This is a genomic window from Asanoa sp. WMMD1127 (assembly GCF_029626225.1).
Classification (GTDB): Bacteria; Actinomycetota; Actinomycetes; order Mycobacteriales; family Micromonosporaceae; genus Asanoa.
In genome coordinates this window covers 2,786,898-2,805,247 of the sequence record NZ_JARUBP010000001.1, presented here as the reverse complement: position 1 = coordinate 2,805,247, position 18,350 = coordinate 2,786,898, and the positions used below count along the sequence as shown (strand labels likewise).

General features: G+C 71.3%; 20 protein-coding genes and 1 pseudogene. 8 read left to right on the top strand and 13 right to left on the bottom strand.

Going from position 1 to position 18,350, the window contains the following annotated elements; all coding sequences use genetic code 11:
• Positions 1–15: 15 nt before the first annotated feature.
• Both O7635_RS13475 and O7635_RS13470 read right to left on the bottom strand, forming a co-directional pair.
• The gene (locus O7635_RS13475) at positions 16–810 is read right to left on the bottom strand and encodes a serine protease (protein WP_278080749.1); all 795 of its coding nucleotides are present in this window, start codon (positions 808–810) and stop codon (positions 16–18) included.
• Between the two features lie 83 nt (positions 811–893).
• Positions 894–1,577 carry a lytic transglycosylase domain-containing protein gene (locus O7635_RS13470; RefSeq protein WP_278080748.1) on the bottom strand — a complete coding sequence of 228 codons (684 nt, stop codon included), beginning with the start codon at positions 1,575–1,577 and terminating at the stop codon, positions 894–896.
• Positions 1,578–1,797: 220 nt separating this feature from the next.
• On the opposite strand from O7635_RS13470, the gene O7635_RS13465 reads away from it, so the two are divergent.
• A complete protein-coding gene (locus tag O7635_RS13465; protein WP_278080747.1) occupies positions 1,798–2,388 on the top strand; it encodes a dihydrofolate reductase family protein in 591 nt (196 codons plus the stop codon).
• Between the two features lie 40 nt (positions 2,389–2,428).
• On the opposite strand, the gene O7635_RS13460 is transcribed toward O7635_RS13465, so the two are convergent.
• The 3 genes from O7635_RS13460 to O7635_RS13450 all read right to left on the bottom strand — a co-directional run bounded on the left by O7635_RS13460 (position 2,429) and on the right by O7635_RS13450 (position 4,913).
• Positions 2,429–3,820 carry a PhoH family protein gene (locus O7635_RS13460; RefSeq protein ID WP_278080746.1) on the bottom strand — a complete coding sequence of 464 codons (1,392 nt, stop codon included), beginning with the start codon at positions 3,818–3,820 and terminating at the stop codon, positions 2,429–2,431.
• Positions 3,821–4,207: 387 nt separating this feature from the next.
• Positions 4,208–4,540: a hypothetical protein gene (locus O7635_RS13455; protein WP_278080745.1), complete on the bottom strand. Its 333-nt coding sequence runs from the start codon at positions 4,538–4,540 to the stop codon at positions 4,208–4,210.
• Positions 4,541–4,556: 16 nt separating this feature from the next.
• Entirely contained in the window at positions 4,557–4,913 is a 357-nt protein-coding gene (locus tag O7635_RS13450; protein ID WP_278080744.1) for a hypothetical protein, read from the bottom strand.
• A gap of 267 nt (positions 4,914–5,180) precedes the next feature.
• Here O7635_RS13450 and O7635_RS13445 point away from each other — a divergent pair, with 267 nt between their 5' ends.
• The 3 genes from O7635_RS13445 (at position 5,181) to otsB (ending at position 7,037) form a co-directional block, all read left to right on the top strand.
• Complete coding sequence (locus O7635_RS13445) at positions 5,181–5,618, top strand: XRE family transcriptional regulator (protein ID WP_278085471.1); 438 nt, start codon at positions 5,181–5,183, stop codon at positions 5,616–5,618.
• Positions 5,619–5,781: 163 nt separating this feature from the next.
• Positions 5,782–6,138 (top strand): hypothetical protein, encoded by a 357-nt coding sequence (locus tag O7635_RS13440; protein WP_278080743.1) that lies wholly within the window; start codon positions 5,782–5,784, stop codon positions 6,136–6,138.
• Positions 6,139–6,212: 74 nt separating this feature from the next.
• On the top strand, positions 6,213–7,037 hold the full coding sequence (gene otsB, locus O7635_RS13435; protein WP_278080742.1) for a trehalose-phosphatase: 825 nt from the start codon (positions 6,213–6,215) through the stop codon (positions 7,035–7,037).
• Between the two features lie 89 nt (positions 7,038–7,126).
• On the opposite strand, the gene O7635_RS13430 is transcribed toward otsB, so the two are convergent.
• The 5 genes from O7635_RS13430 to O7635_RS13410 form a co-directional block, all read right to left on the bottom strand.
• The gene (locus O7635_RS13430; protein WP_278080741.1) at positions 7,127–7,600 is read right to left on the bottom strand and encodes a hypothetical protein; all 474 of its coding nucleotides are present in this window, start codon (positions 7,598–7,600) and stop codon (positions 7,127–7,129) included.
• 181 nt (positions 7,601–7,781) lie between these two features.
• The gene (locus O7635_RS13425) at positions 7,782–8,552 is read right to left on the bottom strand and encodes an isoprenyl transferase (protein ID WP_278080740.1); all 771 of its coding nucleotides are present in this window, start codon (positions 8,550–8,552) and stop codon (positions 7,782–7,784) included.
• Between the two features lie 10 nt (positions 8,553–8,562).
• Positions 8,563–9,717: a geranylgeranyl reductase family protein gene (locus tag O7635_RS13420; protein WP_278080739.1), complete on the bottom strand. Its 1,155-nt coding sequence runs from the start codon at positions 9,715–9,717 to the stop codon at positions 8,563–8,565.
• Complete coding sequence (locus tag O7635_RS13415) at positions 9,717–10,574, bottom strand: hypothetical protein (RefSeq protein WP_278080738.1); 858 nt, start codon at positions 10,572–10,574, stop codon at positions 9,717–9,719. The genes O7635_RS13420 and O7635_RS13415 overlap by 1 nt, the downstream gene beginning before the upstream one ends.
• Before the next feature lie 48 nt (positions 10,575–10,622).
• On the bottom strand, positions 10,623–12,452 hold the full coding sequence (locus tag O7635_RS13410; protein WP_278080737.1) for a phosphoenolpyruvate carboxykinase (GTP): 1,830 nt from the start codon (positions 12,450–12,452) through the stop codon (positions 10,623–10,625).
• A 403-nt stretch (positions 12,453–12,855) separates the two neighbouring features.
• Between O7635_RS13410 and O7635_RS13405 the strand changes: the two genes are divergently transcribed.
• From O7635_RS13405 to O7635_RS13390, 4 genes and pseudogenes are all read left to right on the top strand, one after another.
• Positions 12,856–13,611 (top strand): sigma-70 family RNA polymerase sigma factor, encoded by a 756-nt coding sequence (locus O7635_RS13405; protein ID WP_278080736.1) that lies wholly within the window; start codon positions 12,856–12,858, stop codon positions 13,609–13,611.
• Positions 13,612–13,723: 112 nt separating this feature from the next.
• Positions 13,724–14,275, top strand: coding sequence for a GtrA family protein (locus tag O7635_RS13400; protein WP_278080735.1), 552 nt, complete (start codon positions 13,724–13,726; stop codon positions 14,273–14,275).
• A 70-nt stretch (positions 14,276–14,345) separates the two neighbouring features.
• Positions 14,346–14,906, top strand: a pseudogene (locus tag O7635_RS13395) (GtrA family protein); the annotation flags it as partial.
• 20 nt (positions 14,907–14,926) lie between these two features.
• Positions 14,927–16,108: a GNAT family N-acetyltransferase gene (locus O7635_RS13390; RefSeq protein WP_278080734.1), complete on the top strand. Its 1,182-nt coding sequence runs from the start codon at positions 14,927–14,929 to the stop codon at positions 16,106–16,108.
• Here O7635_RS13390 and O7635_RS13385 read toward each other — a convergent pair.
• The 3 genes from O7635_RS13385 to O7635_RS13375 are packed head-to-tail and all read right to left on the bottom strand — an operon-like array spanning position 16,105 to position 18,286.
• Positions 16,105–16,659 (bottom strand): PH domain-containing protein, encoded by a 555-nt coding sequence (locus O7635_RS13385; protein ID WP_278080733.1) that lies wholly within the window; start codon positions 16,657–16,659, stop codon positions 16,105–16,107. The genes O7635_RS13390 and O7635_RS13385 overlap by 4 nt on opposite strands.
• A gap of 55 nt (positions 16,660–16,714) precedes the next feature.
• Positions 16,715–17,596, bottom strand: a complete 882-nt coding sequence (locus tag O7635_RS13380; protein ID WP_278080732.1) for a biotin--[acetyl-CoA-carboxylase] ligase — start codon at positions 17,594–17,596, stop codon at positions 16,715–16,717.
• A 9-nt stretch (positions 17,597–17,605) separates the two neighbouring features.
• Positions 17,606–18,286 carry a hypothetical protein gene (locus O7635_RS13375; RefSeq protein WP_278080731.1) on the bottom strand — a complete coding sequence of 227 codons (681 nt, stop codon included), beginning with the start codon at positions 18,284–18,286 and terminating at the stop codon, positions 17,606–17,608.
• Positions 18,287–18,350: the final 64 nt, after the last annotated feature.

Below are 18,350 nucleotides of genomic sequence, written 5' to 3'. Positions count from 1 at the left end.
CCAGGCGAGAACCGTTCACGCCAAGCGGGCCCGGAGCACCGCGAGACCCGCCGCGATCTCCGGTGCGAACGTGGACACCTGGCTGTAGACGCCGGGGTAGTTCTTGCGGGCGCAGCCGTAGCCCCAGCTCACGATGCCGACCTGCAGCCAGGAGCCGGTCGCGTCGAGGCGCACCAGCGGGCCGCCGGAGTCACCCTGGCAGGAGTCCTTGCCGCTGCGGGCGGCGCAGATCATGTCGGATCCGACGATCTCCATGCCGATCCGGGCGTACTTGCGGCCGCAGGAGGCGTCGGCGACGAAGTCGACCTCGGTCGCGCGGAGCCGGCGCTGCTGGGTCAGCGAGCCCTCGCGGGTCGAACCCCAACCCATCACGGTGAACCGGCCCGCGTCGTACGTGGCGTCGGGGGCCGGGGTCAGCGTCGGCAGGTCGAACGGCTGCTCGAGCTGGATCAGCGCCCAGTCGTCACCGCGGGCCGCGTCGATGTAGCCCGGCGCCCGGTAGACGTACTTCGAGCGGATCGTCCTGGCCTGGGCGGACTCCAGGTCGACCGAGCCGCCGGTGATCCGCATGCTGGTGTCGGCGCCGGTCCGCTTGACGCAGTGCCCGGCGGTCAGCACCACCTGCGGCGCGACCAGCGAGCCACCACACCCGACGGAGAGGCGGACCACCCAGGGGTACGTGCCTTCGTCGACGCGACTGCCGCCGACGATGCGCTCGTTACCGTCGTCCGCCCACGCCGGCCCGCCGACCAGGCTCAGGATCGCCGCCATGGTCACCAGCAACGCGCTCTGAAAACGCCACCCCCGCATGGCTTGACACTAGAGCCCACAAATGCCACAGAGGGTACGAACGCGAGTGTTCGCACCCTCTGCCTCAGGTTTTGCAGAGCCGGTCAGTACCAGCCCTCGTCCTCCGAGTGCGCCCAGGCGCCGCAGGGGTCGTCGTAGCGACCCTTGATGTAGCCGAGGCCCCACTTGATCTGGGTGGCCGGGCTGGTCTGCCAGTCGTCGCCGGCCGTGGCCATCTTGTTGCCGGGCTTGGCCTGCGGAATGCCGTAGGCGCCGGAACCCTCGTTGAGCGCCTTCTCGTTCCAGCCGCTCTCCCGGCTCCAGAGCTTGTCGAGGCAGGGCATCTGGTCGATCTTGAAGCCGGAGTCGAGCAGCATCGCGCAACCGATCTTGCGGTTGCCGCTGTATTCGTTGCAGGACTCCGGAATCGGGCCGGTGTAGGGCTTGGCCTTCGGCGGCTCCTCGGCCTCCTTCGCCTGCTCGCGCTTCTTGCGGCTGGCCTCTTCGGCCCGCTTGGCCCGCTCCGCCGCCGCCTTGGCCGCGGCCTGCGCGCGCTTGGCGGCCAGCGCCTCGGCGTCACGGCGCTGGGCCATCATCGACTCGTGGTCGAGGTGGTGCTCTTTCAGCAGCGCGTTCTCGGCCTGCTGTGCCTCGGCGGCGAACTGCGCATCGATCCCCTGCTGCTGGACTGTCCGGTCCTGGCCCAGGTAGTAGCCGCCTCCCACCCCCGCGACGAGGATGCCGACCGCCAACGCCCGAACCCCGTACCGGCTCCAAAGCCGAGTCACGAAGTGGTTCCCTTCGTCGGGGACAAGAACCCAGACACCATTGCGCACAGTGAGTCCAGAGGGAAATAGGGAGACCATTGTGTGATCTGGGTCACGGGTTAAAGGCGTACAAGATCGGGCGAACTGCCCGCGGCCAAAAAATCTTCGGTTACCTGTCGATCTGCGGGTTCCCCGGGCGACGCATGGGCAGAAGCGAGTCATCCATCGAGGAGGATCCACCATGAAGGTCAGCACCGGCGCCAGCATGTCGATCGACGGCTACGTCTCGGGCCCGGGTGAGACCGGGTTCGAGCACCTGTTCGCCTGGTACGGCAACGGCGACGTCGAGATGCCCACCGGCAACCCGGAGATGACGTTCCGCATGACCCAGCAGAGCTACGACCACCAGAAGGCGTGGACCGGCGAGATGGGCGCCCTCGTCGTCGGCCGCAAGCTGTTCGACATGACCAACGCCTGGGGCGGCATGCACCCACTGCAGGTGCCCACCGTGGTGCTCACCCACAACCCGCCGGCAGGCTTCGAGGACAACAAGTGGTTCGCGTTCGAGACCGGCGGCATCGAGGCCGCGATCACGAAGGCGTACGAGCTCGGTGGCGGGAAGACGGTCGGGCTCAACTCCGGCACGATCGCGAGCCAGGCGCTCGACGCCGGGCTGGTCGACGAGGTCTGGGTCGACCTGGTCCCGGTGATCCTGGGCGGCGGCACGCCGTTCTTCAGCCAACTGGGCAACATCCCGGTGGAGCTGGAAGGGCCGCTGGAGGCCGTGCAGGGCAACCGGGTCACCCACCTGCGTTTCAAGGTCAAGAAGTAGTGGGGACGGAGGGCCCCGGCTGCCCGGGGCCCTCCCCCACCTAGTTCGGGATGTCTTCCAGCAGGTCCGTGACCACCTCGGCGATCGCCGAGCGCTCGGAGCGGGTCAACGTGACGTGGGCGAAGAGCGGATGGCCCTTCAACGCCTCGATCACCGCGGTCACGCCGTCGTGCCGGCCGACCCGGAGGTTGTCGCGCTGGGCGACGTCGTGGGTGAGCACCACCCGCGAGCCCTGGCCGATCCGGGACAGCACGGTGAGCAGAACACCGCGCTCCAGCGACTGGGCCTCGTCGACGATGACGAACGCGTCGTGCAGGCTCCGGCCCCGGATGTGGGTCAGTGGCAGCACCTCGAGCATCCCGCGGGACAGCACCTCTTCCCGCACGTTCTCGTGCACGACCGCGCCGAGCGTGTCGAAGACCGCCTGGGCCCACGGCGACATCTTCTCGGTCTCGCTGCCGGGCAGGTAGCCGAGCTCCTGGCCGCCGACCGCGTAGAGCGGGCGGAAGACGATCACCTTCTTGTGCCGGCGCCGCTCCATCACGGCCTCGAGCCCCGCGCACAGCGCCAGCGCCGACTTGCCCGTGCCGGCCCGTCCACCCAGGGAGACGATCCCGACCGACTCGTCGAGCAGCAGGTCGAGCGCGATCCGCTGCTCTGCCGAGCGGCCCCGCAGCCCGAACGCCTCGCGGTCGCCGCGCACCAGCCGGACGACCTTGTCGGGCATCACCCGGGCCAGCGCCGAGCCGCGCGACGAATGCAGCACCAGGCCGGTGTGGCAGGGCAGCTCGGCCGTCGCGTCGAGGGCCAGGTCGGCGCCGCCGTAGAGCTCGTTGACGTCGTCGTCGGTCACCTCGATCTCGGCCATGCCCGTCCACGTCGGATCGCTGGCCTGACCGTGCCGGTACTCGTCGGCCAGCAGGCCCACGGCGGCCGCCTTGACCCGCAGCGGCATGTCCTTGCTGACCAGCGTCACCTGGCGCCCTTCACCCGCGAGGTTGAGGGCCACCGAGAGGATCCGCGCGTCGTTGGACTCGTTGCGGAAGCCGGGCGGCAGCACCCCGTCGTCGGAGTGGTTGAGCTCGACCCGCAGCGTCCCGCCGAGGTCGTTGATGGGCACCGGCTGGTCGAGCCGGTTGTGCTTGATCCGCAGTTCGTCGAGCATGCGCAGCGACTGCCGCGCGAACCAGCCCAGCTCAGGATGGTGGCGTTTGCCCTCGAGTTCGGTGATCACCACCAGCGGGAGCACGACCTCGTGCTCGTCGAAGCGGCGGAAGGCCGCGGGGTCGGACAGCAGGACCGAGGTGTCCAGGACGTAGACCGGCCGGGCTGGCCCGTCCTCCTTCGCGGCGGCCTTGCGCCCGCGCGGGGCGCGGCCGGCCGCGGCCGTGGTGTCCTGGGTGGCCCGGGAAGTGGTGCGCTGAGTCGTCACAGGCCTGCTCCGGCGAGCGTGCACCCGGACCGCCCGCGTGTTCCGCCTCGTCCGGTGCCCGGGAGCACGGGGTCGGATGCGGGCCCCGTGGCGATGTCGTCGCAGGTCCGGGCCGGCCGGCTGGCGTGGGATGACCCCTCGCCATGGCTAGACGCTAACCGGCGCAAGCCATCGGGGGGAAGTACACGCCGAAGTAAGGGCCAGTCGTTTACCCCGAATTCGCGTTGGGGTTGGCCGGCCCGGCTGGCGCGTGCCGGGCCGGCCACCGGCGGCGACGCGCGCCCCTCACGCGTCGCGGCCGTCGGGATCAAGGCCACCGGACTGGCCCGATCCCTGGGTGCGCTGAACCGTCCTGCCACGGGACGGTCAGCGCTCGTGGATGACCACTCACCCCGCGGGCTGGCTGGCGATGACGCGAGCCCCCGCGGAATGCCGTCCGCCGTCGGTTGTGGTCTCCACGAAGGAGGCGCTCAGATAGGTGGTTCCCGAACCGATCCTGGTGGTCGGCGCGTCCGATGCGGACCGTTGCCGCGGTCCCGCCCGGTTCGTGCCGTCCACCGCTCGCACCTCCCGGCGCCGGCGATGCACTGCGCCCCGGTCGCCGTCGAAAAAGCCTTGCCGGTATCCCGTCCGGTAGCCGACCCGCCCGTGCAGCCGCCCGGCGGCGTAGCTGCCCGAGCCCAGGACCAGGACCAGCATGATGGAGAAGTAGACCGTCATCGGTACGTGCTGCCCCTCACCGCTCGTCGGGGTAGCGGGGCGCCTGTTCGAGGTGCGGATGGCCGGCCAGCAGGTGGTCGATGTCGTCGACACCCACCTCCTCGACCAGCTCGACGGCGACCCGGCAGCGGTCGATGACCACCTCGGCGACCGACGTGCGCCGCAGCTCGGCGCCGGTGTCGTACACCCGGATGCGCAGGTCCGGGCAGCCGAGGTGGAGCCGCCAGGCGTCCCACTCCGTCATGTCGGCGACCTGCAGCGACACGTACCGGGCCCCGCGGGCCAGGTAGAGCCGCCATGGCGCGGTGATGCCGGCCGCGACGCCGGCGGCGATCAGCCCGAACGCCTGTTCCCGGGTGGCCAGCTCGCTCATCGTGGGGACCTCTCTGTCACGTTCACGTGACGCCTATTGGCACGTATCGTCTCGTTCACGTGACAGAGGGTAAGGCGTATCACGCACGTGACAGCATCGGCTTTTCGGGCGATTAGCACGGAACCCCCGTCGGCCTAGTCTGACCACGTGACGCCGCCCGCGGAGCCCCGCCGATCGTTTACCGGCGAGCAGTTCGGCCCGTCACGCACGCGTTACACGCCTCGCTCGACGGGTGGGAAGATCGAGAACTGGCCGTACCGTCACCCGGTGCCTGACACCTCCCCCGGGCGCAAGATGGCGTTCGCCGCATTCGTCCGCAAGGCGCTCGACGACGCGCGGGCCACCCGCGCCTGGAGCGGGTCCGAAGTGTCCCGTCGCACCGGCGTGTCCCGACAGACCATCAACCGGTGGGTACGCGCCGACTGGGCCAGCGACCCGGCGGCCGAGCGGGTGGTTGCCTTCTGCACCGGCCTGGGCCTCAATCCGACGGTCGCGTTCGGCGTGCTCGGCTGGGACTCGACCACCCCGGGCCGGCCCACGCCCGCCGCGCCGCCGATGGACCCTGACGTCGAGGCGTTGCTGCGCCGGCTGGTCGACCCCAATGTTCCCGACGCGGAAAAGTTCCACATTAGGGAAACCATTCGTTATCTCGCGTATCGGCCATTGCCGCCATCGGGCCGGTATCGGCGCGGAAAGGCCGTCTAGTTCCGCAAATAGTGAACAAAGCTGCGACGCATGTGGCGATTGGCACGATCTTTAGCGGCGCAGCGCAGTAGCGTGCGCCTTTGTACTGCTTGGGCTCGGGTCGGGTGGGGAGCACCGGGAGGTCAACCAAGCCCTGCGGGACACAGGAGGAGGGGTCTGTCTCATGGCCCTGAAATGGGGGGCGGTCGTCATCGCGGCCGTCTCGGTCACGCTGTTCGCGACCGCCAACATCACTGTCGGGGTACTGGAAACTAGCGAAATGCCGACCGCGTTCAACATGGCGACCATCGCGGCGGCGTCGGTGGGGGCGGTCGTCGCGGTGCTCGCCGAAATGTACGCACGGGTCACCGCCAGGATCACCGCACTGGCCGAGTTCGTGGCCGCCCGGCTCAACGAGCTCGACGCGCACACGGGCGACCGCAACGCCGGATTCGTGGAGGGCTACCTGCTCAGCCACGACCCGGAAGCGGGCGCCGTCGTCCCGTTCGCCCAGCGGGCGGGCCGACAGCAAGATCGGTAATTGCACAGCAGCCCATTGTCAACCGGGTGATCCGTCGGGTCCGGCGGCGCGCATCACCCGGTAGGCTTTTTCCTGTGCGGGGGTCAGAACAGGGCCACGGGCGCGATGACCGCCCGCTGAGTGCGGAGAGCGCATGGCGCTTGACCGCCGACCGGGCCGATGAGTGTGTGCTCTTCTTCGACTTCGACGGAACGCTGGCCCCGGTGGCCGACGACCCGACAGCGGTTCGCCCCGTGCCCGCGGCGCTGTCGGCGATCTCGTCACTGGCCCGGGTCGTCCGCCGGGTCGCCATCGTCTCCGCCCGCCCGGTCGACTTCCTTCGCGACCGCCTGGGCGAGGCCGACGTCGACCTCTACGGGCTCTACGGCCTCGAACACAGCCACGGCGCCGGGCCGACCGTGACGGAGCCGGCCGCCCTGCCGTGGGTGCCGGCGATGGCCGACCTGGCCGACCGGGCGCGGGCCGAGCTGCCGGCCGAGATCCTCATCGAATACAAGCGCCTGTCGGTCGCGCTGCACTACCGCACCGCGCCGGAGCTGGCCGACGAGGTCGAGCGCTGGGGCAACGCCGAGGCGGAGCGGCTGGGCTTGCGGGTCCAGGTCGGCCGGATGGTGCTCGAGCTCAAGCCACCGGTCGACCGCGACAAGGGCCTCGTCATCGGCGAAGCGGTCGCGTCGGCCGGCTGCGCCTGGTACTTCGGCGACGACGTCTCCGACCTCAAGGCCTTCGCGGCCCTGCGCGACCGTGCCGAAGGCGACCCGTCGTTCTTCGGTGTCTGCGTTGCGGTCGCCAACCCGGAAACCGGCCAGGCGGTGGCCAGCGCCGCCGACCTGACCTTCGACTCCCCCGAGGCCCTGGGCGACTTCCTCGACGAGGCCGCCGGCTCAGTGGCGCCCTAAGGCCGGCCCGGCCGGTCAACGCGGCCTGCGACGGACCGAGCTGCCGCCTGGACTCCGTCTCGGCTCACCGTTGATCGGCAGGACAGACGCTAGACGCCCCAGCGGGCGCAGGCGGTGTTGAGCAGGCTGGTGTAGGCGCGGAGATCGGGCTGGCCCGGCCGCCAGCGGTCGATCTCGTCGGCCACCTTGGTCAGGTCCGCCCGCAGCTTGGGGTCGACCGCCTCCCCCGCCCGCTCGCGGATGAAGCCCGACCACTTCCTGCCGACCATCGCCTTGTCGGCCTGGGCCGCGTTGTCATAGGAGCGCGAGTAGTCGTTGCTGGCCGTGCGGACCCGCCCACAGACGTTGCGGTCCTGAGGCGGGGTCATCTCGGTGCCCGGCACGCTGGTCGCGGTCGGCGCGCCACTGGCCGGCGCCGTGGGCGCGGCCGCCGTCGGTCCAGCCGGCGGCGCGGACGACGACGGCACCGGGGCCGCCTGACGGTCCACCGCGGACGTGCAGCCGAGCGCCAGTGCGCCGGCGGTGATCACGAGAGCGACCTGGACGACCCCGCGCAGCCTCATGGTGAGCAAGTGTGCCGTGCGGCATCGACGGACGCCAGGGGCGTCCGGGCCCTCCAACCGCCCGCAAACCGCTGGCATCCCTTGCTCTGCAGCCATACACGCAACAGGCCGGCCGAGGGGTGTTGCGTATCTGGCTGCAGAGCAAGGGACAACCGATCGAGCGGCCGAAAGACGGCAGAGATCAAGCGCCGTAGCGGCGTTGGCGGCTTGCGTAGGAGCGCAGCGCGCGGAGGAAGTCGACGCGGCGGAAGTCGGGCCAGTTGGCGTCGCAGAAGTAGAACTCGGAGTGCGCCGACTGCCAGAGCAGGAAGCCGGACAGGCGCTGCTCGCCGCTCGTGCGGATGACCAGGTCGGGGTCGGGCTGGCCCCGGGTGTAGAGGTGCTCCGCGATGTGGTCGACGTCGAGCACCTCGGCCAGTTCCTCGAGCGTGCCGCCGCGGGAGGCGTGCTCGGTCAGCAGCGAGCGCACCGCGTCGGCGATCTCGCGGCGGCCGCCGTAGCCGACCGCGATGTTGACCTCGGCCCCGCCCACCCGGTCGCGGGTGCGCTCCTGAGCCGCCTTCAGCGTGGCCGCGGTCTGGGCCGGCAGCAGGTCGAGGGCGCCGACGATGCGCAGCCGCCACGGGTTGGCGTCCTCGGCGAGCTCGACGACCAGGTCTTCGATGATCTGCACCAGCGGGTCGAGCTCGGCCGCCGGCCGCCGGAGGTTGTCGGTGGCCAGCAGATAGAGCGTGACGTGCTCGATGCCCGCCTGGTCACACCAGCCGAGCAAGTGCTTGATCTTCGCCGCGCCGACCCGGTGGCCGTCGTTGGGATCGACGTATCCCATCTCCTTGGCCCACCGGCGGTTGCCGTCGCACATCACGCCGACATGCCGGGGCACCGGCTTGCCGGCGAGCCGGGACGTCAGCCGCCGTTCGTAGATCGAATAGACGAGATCACGCAGATTCATCACTTGCAGACTAGCGACCTCCGCCATGGACGAACGGACGAGCTTGTTCTGTCCGAACGGTCAACTCGCGGGCGATGCGCCCCAGCGTACGGGCCTGTAACAGACCGTCGCCAAGACCGAGTTCGACGATCGAGTCGAAGACCTGGCGGTCGTTGCCGGCGGCCCGGACCGCGGCCTGGATCACCGCCGGGGTACGCGCGAGCCAGGCCGCCGCGGCGCTGTGGCGCAGGTGCCGGCCGAGCCGCCGGCGCAGCGCCCCCGCGTAGACCTGGGCCGCCCGGGCCGGCGCCACCGCGGCCGCGTGCCCGGCGAGCGAGCCCGACAGCACCGCGTAGAAGATGCCCTCGCCGGTGAACGGGTTGATCAACGACTGGGCGTCGCCGACGAGCAGCACGCGCCCCGCCCGGTGCGGCGGCCGCCAGGTCGACAGCGGCAGGTGATGGGCGCGCAGGCGGGTGACGTCGGCCAGGTCGATCTCCGGCAGCAGCTCGGCCATCCGCTCGAGCAGGTGCGCCCGGCTGAGCGGCCGACCCCGCATCACCTCGCCGTAGCCCACGTTCGCCGTGCCATCGCCGATCGGGAACGCCCAGGCGTACGCGGGCCACCGCGGCCCCGAGGTGACGATCCGCTGATCGGCCAAGCCGGGGAAGGCCACGTAACCGCGCATCGCGACGGCCAGGTGGCGACCCTTGTTGGGCCGGTGGCCGATTGCCCGCCGGACCACCGAGCCGGCCCCGTCGGCCCCGATCACCACCCGCGCGGCAAACCGGTCGTCCACGACGACGCGGTCGGCCTCGACCGTGATCGCGCGGACCGCGTGCCGGCGGAGCTCCGCCCCGGCGTCGACGGCGGCGTCGACGATCCGCGCGTCCAGCACGTACCGCGGGATCGTGTAGTCCGGCCGGCGCAGCTCGCCGCCGGCGGTGCCGTCCGGTGTCTCCAGGCTCAGCGACCGCACCGGGGCGTAGCCCGCCGCGACGTCCTCGACGCCGAGCGCACCGAGCACGTCCAGCACGTGCGGCGCGATGCCGTCGCCGCAGGTCTTGTCGCGCGGGAAGCTGGCGCGGTCGAGCAGCAGCACCGAGGCGCCGGCGCGGCGCGCGGCCACCGCCGCGGTCGCGCCGGCCGGGCCGGCGCCGACGACGAGCACGTCGTAATCGATCATCAGCGAACCGTATCCGGCATGGGTGCCTCCGTGCGCGGCGCGGGAACCGGGGCGCTCGCCGCCGTGCGCGAGCGCGCGACGCCCCAGAGCGTGACGGCCGCGGCGACGAGCAGCGGGCCGCCGTCGCGGACGAGGCCGTCGAGTCCGAGTAGGACATAACAGAGTGGCAGGTCGACCAGCACGACGACGAGGGTGACGACGACCAACGAGACCCGGGCCCAGGCCCGGTCGCGCATCAGGAAGATGGCGATGGGCAGCAGCACGTTGCCGACCGCGACGGCGAACACCAGCCACCCGAGCACGAGCGGCAGGCGGTCGAGCCCGCCGTGCCCCAGCGCGAACAGCGCCGGCACCGTCATCAGCGCCGGATAGGTGAAGGCGGCGACCCGGGCGGTCAGCGTCCAGGCCGCAACCGGCGGGCGCCGCGGCACGCCCTCCTGCCAGCCGATGCCGCGCCGGTCGATGACCAGACGGCTCGGATGCCGCACGAGGTGGGCGCCGACGGCGGGCGCGCGGTAGAGCAGCACCACCACGGCCACGCAGAGCGCGGTCAGCAGCGCGAAGCCGACCGCGCCGGGCAGTGGTGGCACGCCCGAGCGCGGCACGATCAGCCGGCCGACGGCGAAGACGGTGGTGACGGCGAGGATGAGGCCCAGCGGGCGCGCGCCGGCCCGGCCGCGGCGCACGTGCCAGACCAGGATCAGGAAGCCGAAGGAACGCAGCAGGGCCCAGCCCGTGCGCACTGCCAGGCCGAACCCCTGCTCCGGCGCGTACGCCCAGTTGACCAGCTCGACCACGACGGTGGCGGCGGCCGTGGCATAGAGGAGCGCGACGAGCGCGCGCACCGTCGGGGGCATGCCCGTGAGTGTAGGGAGGCCCGCCGAAGAGGGCCTCCCGAAGCGACATCAGGTCAGGCGGGCCTTGAGGGCGTCGAGCTCGGCCCAGAGCACGCCCGGCAGCTTGTCGCCGAACTTCTCGAACCACTCGGTGATCTGCGGGATCTCGGCCCGCCACTCGTCGGCGTCGACGCGCAGCGCGGCCGCCAGCTGCGCCGGCTCGATGTCGAGGCCCGAGACGTCGAGGGCCTCCGGCGTCGGCACGTGGCCGATCGCGGTCTCGACCGCCTGGCCACGGCCTTCGATGCGCTCGACGATCCACTTGAGCACGCGGGAGTTCTCGCCGAAGCCGGGCCACAGGAAGCCGCCGTCGGCGTCGCGCCGGAACCAGTTGACGTAGAAGATCTTCGGCAGCTTGGCCGTGTCGGCGCCGGCGCCCTTGCCCATCTCGATCCAGTGCGCGAAGTAGTCGCCGGCGTTGTAGCCGATGAACGGCAGCATCGCCATCGGGTCGCGGCGCACCACGCCCACCTGGCCGGCCGCGGCGGCGGTGGTCTCCGAGGAGAGCGTCGCGCCGAGGTAGACGCCGTGCACCCAGTCGCGCGCCTCGGTCACCAGCGGGACGGTGGTCTTGCGCCGGCCGCCGAACAGGATCGCGTCGATCGGCACGCCCTTCGGGTCCGTGTATTCCGGCGCGATGATCGGGCACTGCTCGATCGGCGTGCAGAACCGGCTGTTGGGGTGCGACGACAGCTCGCCGGAGTCCGGCGTCCAGGACCCGCCCTTCCAGTCGGTCAGGTGCGCGGGCGGCTCGCCCATGCCCTCCCACCAGATGTCGCCGTCGTCGGTCAGCGCGACGTTGGTGAAGACCGAGTTGCCGCGGGCGAGCGTACGCATGGCGTTGGGATTGGTCCGGTAGTCCGTGCCCGGCGCGACGCCGAACAGACCATATTCCGGGTTGACGGCGTAGAGCCGGCCGTCGTCGCCGAACCGCATCCAGGCGATGTCGTCGCCGATCGTCTCGACCTTCCAGCCCGGGATGGTGGGCTCCAGCATCGCCAGGTTGGTCTTGCCGCAGGCCGACGGGAACGCGCCCGCGACATATTTGACGACACCCTCGGGCGAGGTCAGCTTCATGATGAGCATGTGCTCGGCGAGCCAGCCCTCGTCACGCGCCATCACGCTGGCGATTCGCAACGAGTAGCACTTCTTGCCAAGCAGCGAATTGCCGCCGTAGCCCGACCCGTACGACCAGATCTCGCGGGTCTCCGGGAAATGCGAGATGTATTTCGTCTCGTTGCACGGCCACGGCACGTCGGCCTCGCCGGACTCGAGCGGCGCGCCCAGCGAGTGCAGCGCCGGCACGAAGTCGGCGTCGTCGCCCATCGCCTCGAGAACGTGTGTGCCCATCCGCGTCATGATGCGCATCGAGGTCACGACGTACGCGCTGTCGGTGATCTCGACGCCGAACATGGGGTTCGTGGCCTCGAGGGGTCCCATGCAGAACGGGATGACGTACATCGTCCGACCGCGCATGCAGCCGCGGTAGAGGTCCGTCATCACCCGCTTCATCTCGTCGGGCGCCATCCAGTTGTTGGTGGGCCCGGCGTCGGCCTCGTCGACCGAGCAGATGAAGGTGCGCTCCTCGACCCGGGCGACGTCGGTCGGGTCGGTGTGCGCCCAGAACGAGTTGGGACGCTTTGTCTGGTTGAGACGGACGAGCGTGCCGGCCTCGACGAGCTCGTCGGTCAGCCGGGTCCACTCCTGTTCGGACCCGTCGACCCACACCACGCGATCGGGTGTGGTGAGCTCGGCAACCTCTGCGACCCAGGCGAGCAGTCGGGGATGCGAAGTCGGGGCTTCGTCGGCGCCGGGAAGGGTGGCCGGACTTGCAGTCATTGTGAACTCCTAGCGGTCGACGCTGACCTATGGGTGCACAAACCAGGGCGGGCTCGCGCCACGCCAGTGCATCTCGGGGTTCAACTCAGACTAAACCGAATGCTCGTTAAGGGCAGCGTGGCCGGTTGTGAAAATCTGCACAAGGGACGGTGGGTTTGGAATTCCACGCTGGAAGTCGCGCTCTTCCGCGCAGATTCGCGCAGGCGGCCCATCGACGTCCCTCATCCGGGTCGGTGACATCTGTGCGCAGCGGACACCGGAGACCCACCCATCGGTGCCCCGGGCTGCCAAAACGCCTCTTCCCTCACGCTACGGAGTGACCTACGCTTTTCCTCATAACGAGGGTTTTCTCCCTCACGTTCCAAATAGGCATTTCCGCCCCATTCCTCCCCCTGGAGGCGGCATGACCAGCCCGACCACCACCGACCAGCGACCGGAACCCACCGACGGCGACGACGAGCCCACCGACGCGGATCTTGTCGAAGCCGTGCGCTCCGGCGATACCGGCGCCTACGGCACTCTCTATGTGCGACACGCGGGAGGGGTCCGCCGGCTCGCCGGCACCCTGGTCCGCAACCGGGCCGACGCGGACGATCTCGTCGCCGAGACGTTCGCCAAGGTGCTCGCCACGCTCCGTGCCGGTCGCGGCCCCGCCCGCGCGTTCCGGCCCTACCTCTACACAACGCTCAAGCACCTGCGGTACGACCGGCTCCGCGCCGAACAGCGGGTCGAGTTCACCGACGACCTGAGCCGCTACGAGGCCGGCGTGCCCTTCGCCGACCCCACGGTGGCTCAGCTCGACCGGCTCTACGCGGCCCGGGCCTTCGCCCGACTGCCCGAGCGCTGGCGGGCGGTGCTCTGGCACACCGCCGTCCAGGGCGAGTCGGCGGCCCAGGTGGCGGGCCGGCTGGGCCTGACCCCGGGCGGGGTCGCCGCGCTGGCCTTCCGTGCCCGGGAGCGGCTGCGCCAGATCTACCTGCAGGAGCACGTGGCGCCGGCCGCCGCGCCGGCGTGCCGGCAGGTCGCGGCGCGGCTCGCCGGCTACCTCCGCGGGCGGCTGGCCCGGCGGGCCCGCAGCTCGGTCGACGGCCACCTGGCCACCTGCGCCGACTGCCGGGCCGCGCTGGACGAGCTCGCCGACCTGCCCGCCGCGGGGTGATCGTTTCGGGCGGCGCCGGGGCCAATCCCGTCGCCGCCCGGCGTGGATCACCGTCTGGTTAACGTTTCCGGCGTACCGAACGAGGGATGCGCACAGACGGTAGTCTCGGGCCGTGTCCGCAACCGTTGCCGACGACGAGTCGTCATCTTCGGCCGCCCCGCAAGGGGTGGTGGCGCGGCTGCGCGACAGGTTCGGTCACCTGGTCAAAGAGCTCGGCAAATTCGGCACGGTCGGGGGCATCGCGTTCCTGGTCGACCTGCTGATCTTCAACTTGTTGATCTCCGGCGCGGGCACCCCGCCGCTGATCGCGAAGACGATCTCCACGGTCATCGCCGCGAGCCTCGCCTTCGTCGGCAACCGGTTCTGGACCTGGCGACACCGCGCCAGCAACGGCCTGCGCCGCGAATACGTGCTCTATTTCTTCTTCAATGCCGTCGGTCTCGGCATCGGCCTGGCCTGCCTGGGCATCAGCCATTACATCCTCGGCAATTTCTGGCCGAGCGTGTTCCAGACGGCGCTCGCCGACAACATCTCCGGCCAGTTCATCGGCACGGCGGTCGGCACCCTCTTCCGTTTCTGGTCCTACCGGCGGTTCGTTTTCATCGACGCGGCGGCAGCACCACCGACACCGTCCGCTTCAGTGCCCGTGACCAAGGGTGACTAGGGGAGTGAGTTCCCCCGCAACCACCACCGTTGGCCCCAACTGAACCGCCCATCTCCCGTAAGGTGGCCCAATGCGCGTGGACCGACACCTGCCTGAGCGCTGGAACAAACTCGTTCGTGAGGCGCTGAAGTTCGGCATCGTCGGTGGCATCAACACCGTCATCAACTTCGTGGTGTTCAATGCCCTGGCCCTCACCGTCTTCCACAACGGGCAGCTGAAGGCCAACGTCGTCGCGACCGTCTTCGCGACGATCACGTCTTACTTCATGAACCGGCACTGGACCTACCGCGACCGGCCCAAGTCGGCCATGCGCCGCGAGACCGCGCTCTTCGTGCTGTTCAACGCCACCGGCCTGGTGATCGAGCTCGGCGTGCTGGGCATCGCGAAATACGGCCTGGGCACGCACAGCCTGCTCTGGCTCAACGTCTTCAAGTTCCTCGGGCTGGGGCTGGCCACGATCTTCCGGTTCTACACCTACCGGACCTTCGTGTTCCGGCCGGCGGCCGAGCCGGCTGCCCCGGCGGTCGCTCCGGTCAGGCAGCACAGCCATCACCCCGTCGACGGTGACGTGATCGCCACCTTCGACCCGGTCGCCGAGCTGGCCGAGGTCGTCGAGGAGTTCGAGTCCGCCGGCACGGCCCGCCGCCACCGTTGAGAATCCGTCGGGTCAGCGGCGACGAGCGGCTCACCACGTCGTTCCCGCTCCAGTCGTACGCGTTCGACAAGTCGCCGACCGAGCAGGCCGTCTCCGCGCACTACCGCGAGTTCCTGCCCTACCACTCGGGCAACCACACGCTGGTCGCCGAGGAGGACGGCGTCACGCTGGCCGCCGCGTCCGCCATCCCGATGCAGCAGAACGTGCGCGGCATGGTCCTGCCGATGGCCGGCGTAGCGGGCGTCGCGACGCACCCGCTGGCCCGCCGCCGCGGCTTCGTCCGCGCGCTGCTCAACCAGCTCCTCGAGGAGATGCGCGACGAGGGCAACCCGGTCTCCGCGCTCTACCCGTTCCGACCGTCCTTCTACGCGCGGTTCGGCTACGTGAGCCTGCCGCAGCACCGGTCCGCCACGTTCTCCCCCGACGGTCTCGGCGACCTGCTCCGGGCGGACCTGCCCGGCGAACTGCGCTGGCGCCGGATCGCCGACGGTTACGCCGACCTGCGCGCGCTGACCCTGCGGCTGCTCGACGAGCGGCACGGTTTCGCGGTGTTCCCCGACTTCCGCGCCGTCTCCCTGCGGGACGACCGGAAATGGGTGGTCACCGCCCACGTCGACGGCGAGGTCGCCGGCGCCCTGTCGTACCGGATCGACGACCACCTCGGCGAGCTGTCGGCCGACACCCTGCTGCACACCGGCCCGCGCGGGCGGGCCCTGCTGCTGCAGTTCCTGGCCCGGCACGCGGACCAGGTCGACCGGGTCAAGCTGGGGCTGCTGCCCGGCGAGACGCCCGAGCTGTGGGCCGACGACATCCGCGTCGCGACTACCGCCGACACGCGCTCGGCCGGCTCCAACGCGCCGATGGCCCGCGTGCTCTCGCTCGACGGCCTCGAAGGCATCGCGGCGGGCCCCGTGGCGATCACCGTCGACGTGGTCGACGACGCGCTGCTGGGCGGCCGCTACCACCTCGACGGGACATCGGGGACGCTGGCCGTCGACCGCAGCGACGCGCCGGCCGCCGTGTCGCTGACCGCGGCCGGGCTGTCGGCGCTGGTCTACGGCGTGCTCGACCCGGCCGAGATCACCCTGCGCGGCCTGGGCACGGTGCCTGTCGAGGCCGCCGAAGCGCTGCGCGTACTGTTCCCGCCCCGCCCGCCGTACGTCTTCGCCGAGTTCTAAGGGTTGTCGCCGGCGGTCGCTTCGCGGTGCTCGCGCATGATGTCGCGCATCTCGCCCTCGTCGAGGCTGTCGCGGTCGTGGTCGGCCTCGACGAGCTCGTAGAGCAGCGTCTGCACCTTCTCGACGCGCGGGATGTCGTGCAGGACCTGCTGGCCGCGCTCGCCGGCCGACTCGATGACCAGCGTGCCGGTGCCGAGCAGGCGCTCGACGAAGTGCTGGTTCATCGAGTGGTCGTTGACCCGGCTCAGCGGGATGTCGCGCCGGTCGCGGTTGAAGATGCCGACCTGGAGCAGGATGCGCTGGTCGGTGAAGACGTAGTGGGTGGTCTGCCGGACGAGCACCGGCCGCAGCAGCAGCCAGAGCAGGACGAGCAGCGCGACGCCACCGATGATCAGCTGACCGAGCCCGCTGGGCACGAAGATCAACGCGACCACTGCCGCGGCGACCACCAGAAGGCCCAACACGATGGGGCGGGCGAGCGTCTTCCAGTGCGGGTGCACGTGCAGGACCACGCGCTCCTCACTGGTCAGCACGTCTTCGGGAAATGCCACGGGGTGAACCTACTGCCTCGCCCTGCCGGCGCGTACCCCCGGCTGTTGTCGTATCTCAGCGCAGGTGCAGCACGTCACCGGCGGCCACGGTGCGGTCGCCGTGGGGGCTGCGGACGACCAGCCGACCCGTGTCGTCGACCCCCGTCGCCTCGCCGGCGAACTCGTCGCCGCCCGGCAGCAGCACCCGCACCTGGCGGCCGACCGTCGCGCACCGGCTCAGGTAGGCGCCCCGCAGCCCACTCGCCGCGGCATCGCCCCCGGCCAGGCGGAACCGCTCGTACCAGGTCGCCAGGCCGCGCAGCGTGGCCCGCAGCAGGGGGTCACGATCGGTCACCTCGGCGCCGGCCAGCCGCAGCGAGGTCGCCGGCAGACCGGTCGGGCTCCGCGGCAGCTCCTCCTGGCGGAGCGTCACGTTGAGCCCGAGGCCGATGACCACGGCCGGACCGCCCGCGCCGTCCGGCACGCCCTCGGCGAGGATGCCCGCGCACTTCGCGCCGCCGATCAGCAGGTCGTTGGGCCACTTCAGCTCCGGCAGCACGCCGTCGGGCAGCTCGGCGAGCCGGATCACGGCCTCCGCGAGGGCGACACCGGCGAGCAGGGGCAGCCAGGCGTACGCCTTGGGCGGCAGCGCAGGCCAATCCCGCTCCGGGTCGGCGGCGCCGGGGCGGAGCAGGACGCTGACGGCGAGCCCGGCCCGGGGCGGCGACACCCAGGTGCGGCCCAGCCGTCCCCGGCCGGCGGTCTGCCACTCGGTGACCTCGACCAGCCCTTCGGGCACCCCGCTGCGGGCGGCGTCCGCGACGTCGGCGTTGGTGGAGGGGGTCTCCGCCTTGAGGTCGATCCGGGTCCACAGCTCGCCGGGACCGATCAGGGCACGCTCGAGAGCGCGCGCGTTGAGCGGCGGACGATCCAGGTCGGTGTACGGCGAGCCGGGCACCCGGCAAGCCTACGACCAGCGGTTGGCCGGGCCGTCCGCGCGGCGGGCGCCCCCGCCGTAGACCCGCCCGCCCGCCGGCGCCGGCGCCCGGTCCGGAACGGTGACCACCCGCACCTGCGCCCACGACGACGTCGGCGGCCGCTCCTCGGCAGCATGCCGCGGCACCGCGGCCTGATCCTGCGGCGCGGCCGCGGTCTGGCGCGTCCTGGCCGGCGCGGAGGCTGGGCGGCGAGCTGACGATGGATCGACCGGTGGCGCCGGGCGCCACCCGTTGCCCTGCGCCGCCGTGCGGGCCCCGGACCGGGCCCGCCCCGCGGCGTCTCTTGCCGACGTTCCGGCCGGCGCGGCCTGCTCGGTCGCCGGCGGCGGGATCCGGCGCGCCGTCGACCCCACCCACACCGGCGTCCGCTGGGCGGTGACCGGCGGGCGCGCGCCGAGCGCTGCCGGCGGCGGCGAGCCGGCGGCGTGACCGGCGGTCGCGGCTTTCGGCCGGCGCGCGGCGGTGGCGCGGGTCGGGAGGCGTTGGCGTGGGTGGCGGGCCGGCCCCGGCCGGCCGCCCGCCACCGACGCGCGCCCGGGTCCGCCCGGGCGTCCGGCCGGGTCGCTCTCGTCGAGCGGCCACAGCAGCCGGTTCATGGTGAGGAGGACGCCGGCGCCTCCGATCAGGAACAGGAGTCCGACGACCGTCATCACGTGAGGTCTAACGAATCGGGCATTAACCGCGAAACGCTACGGACGCGTCGAGACGAACCGC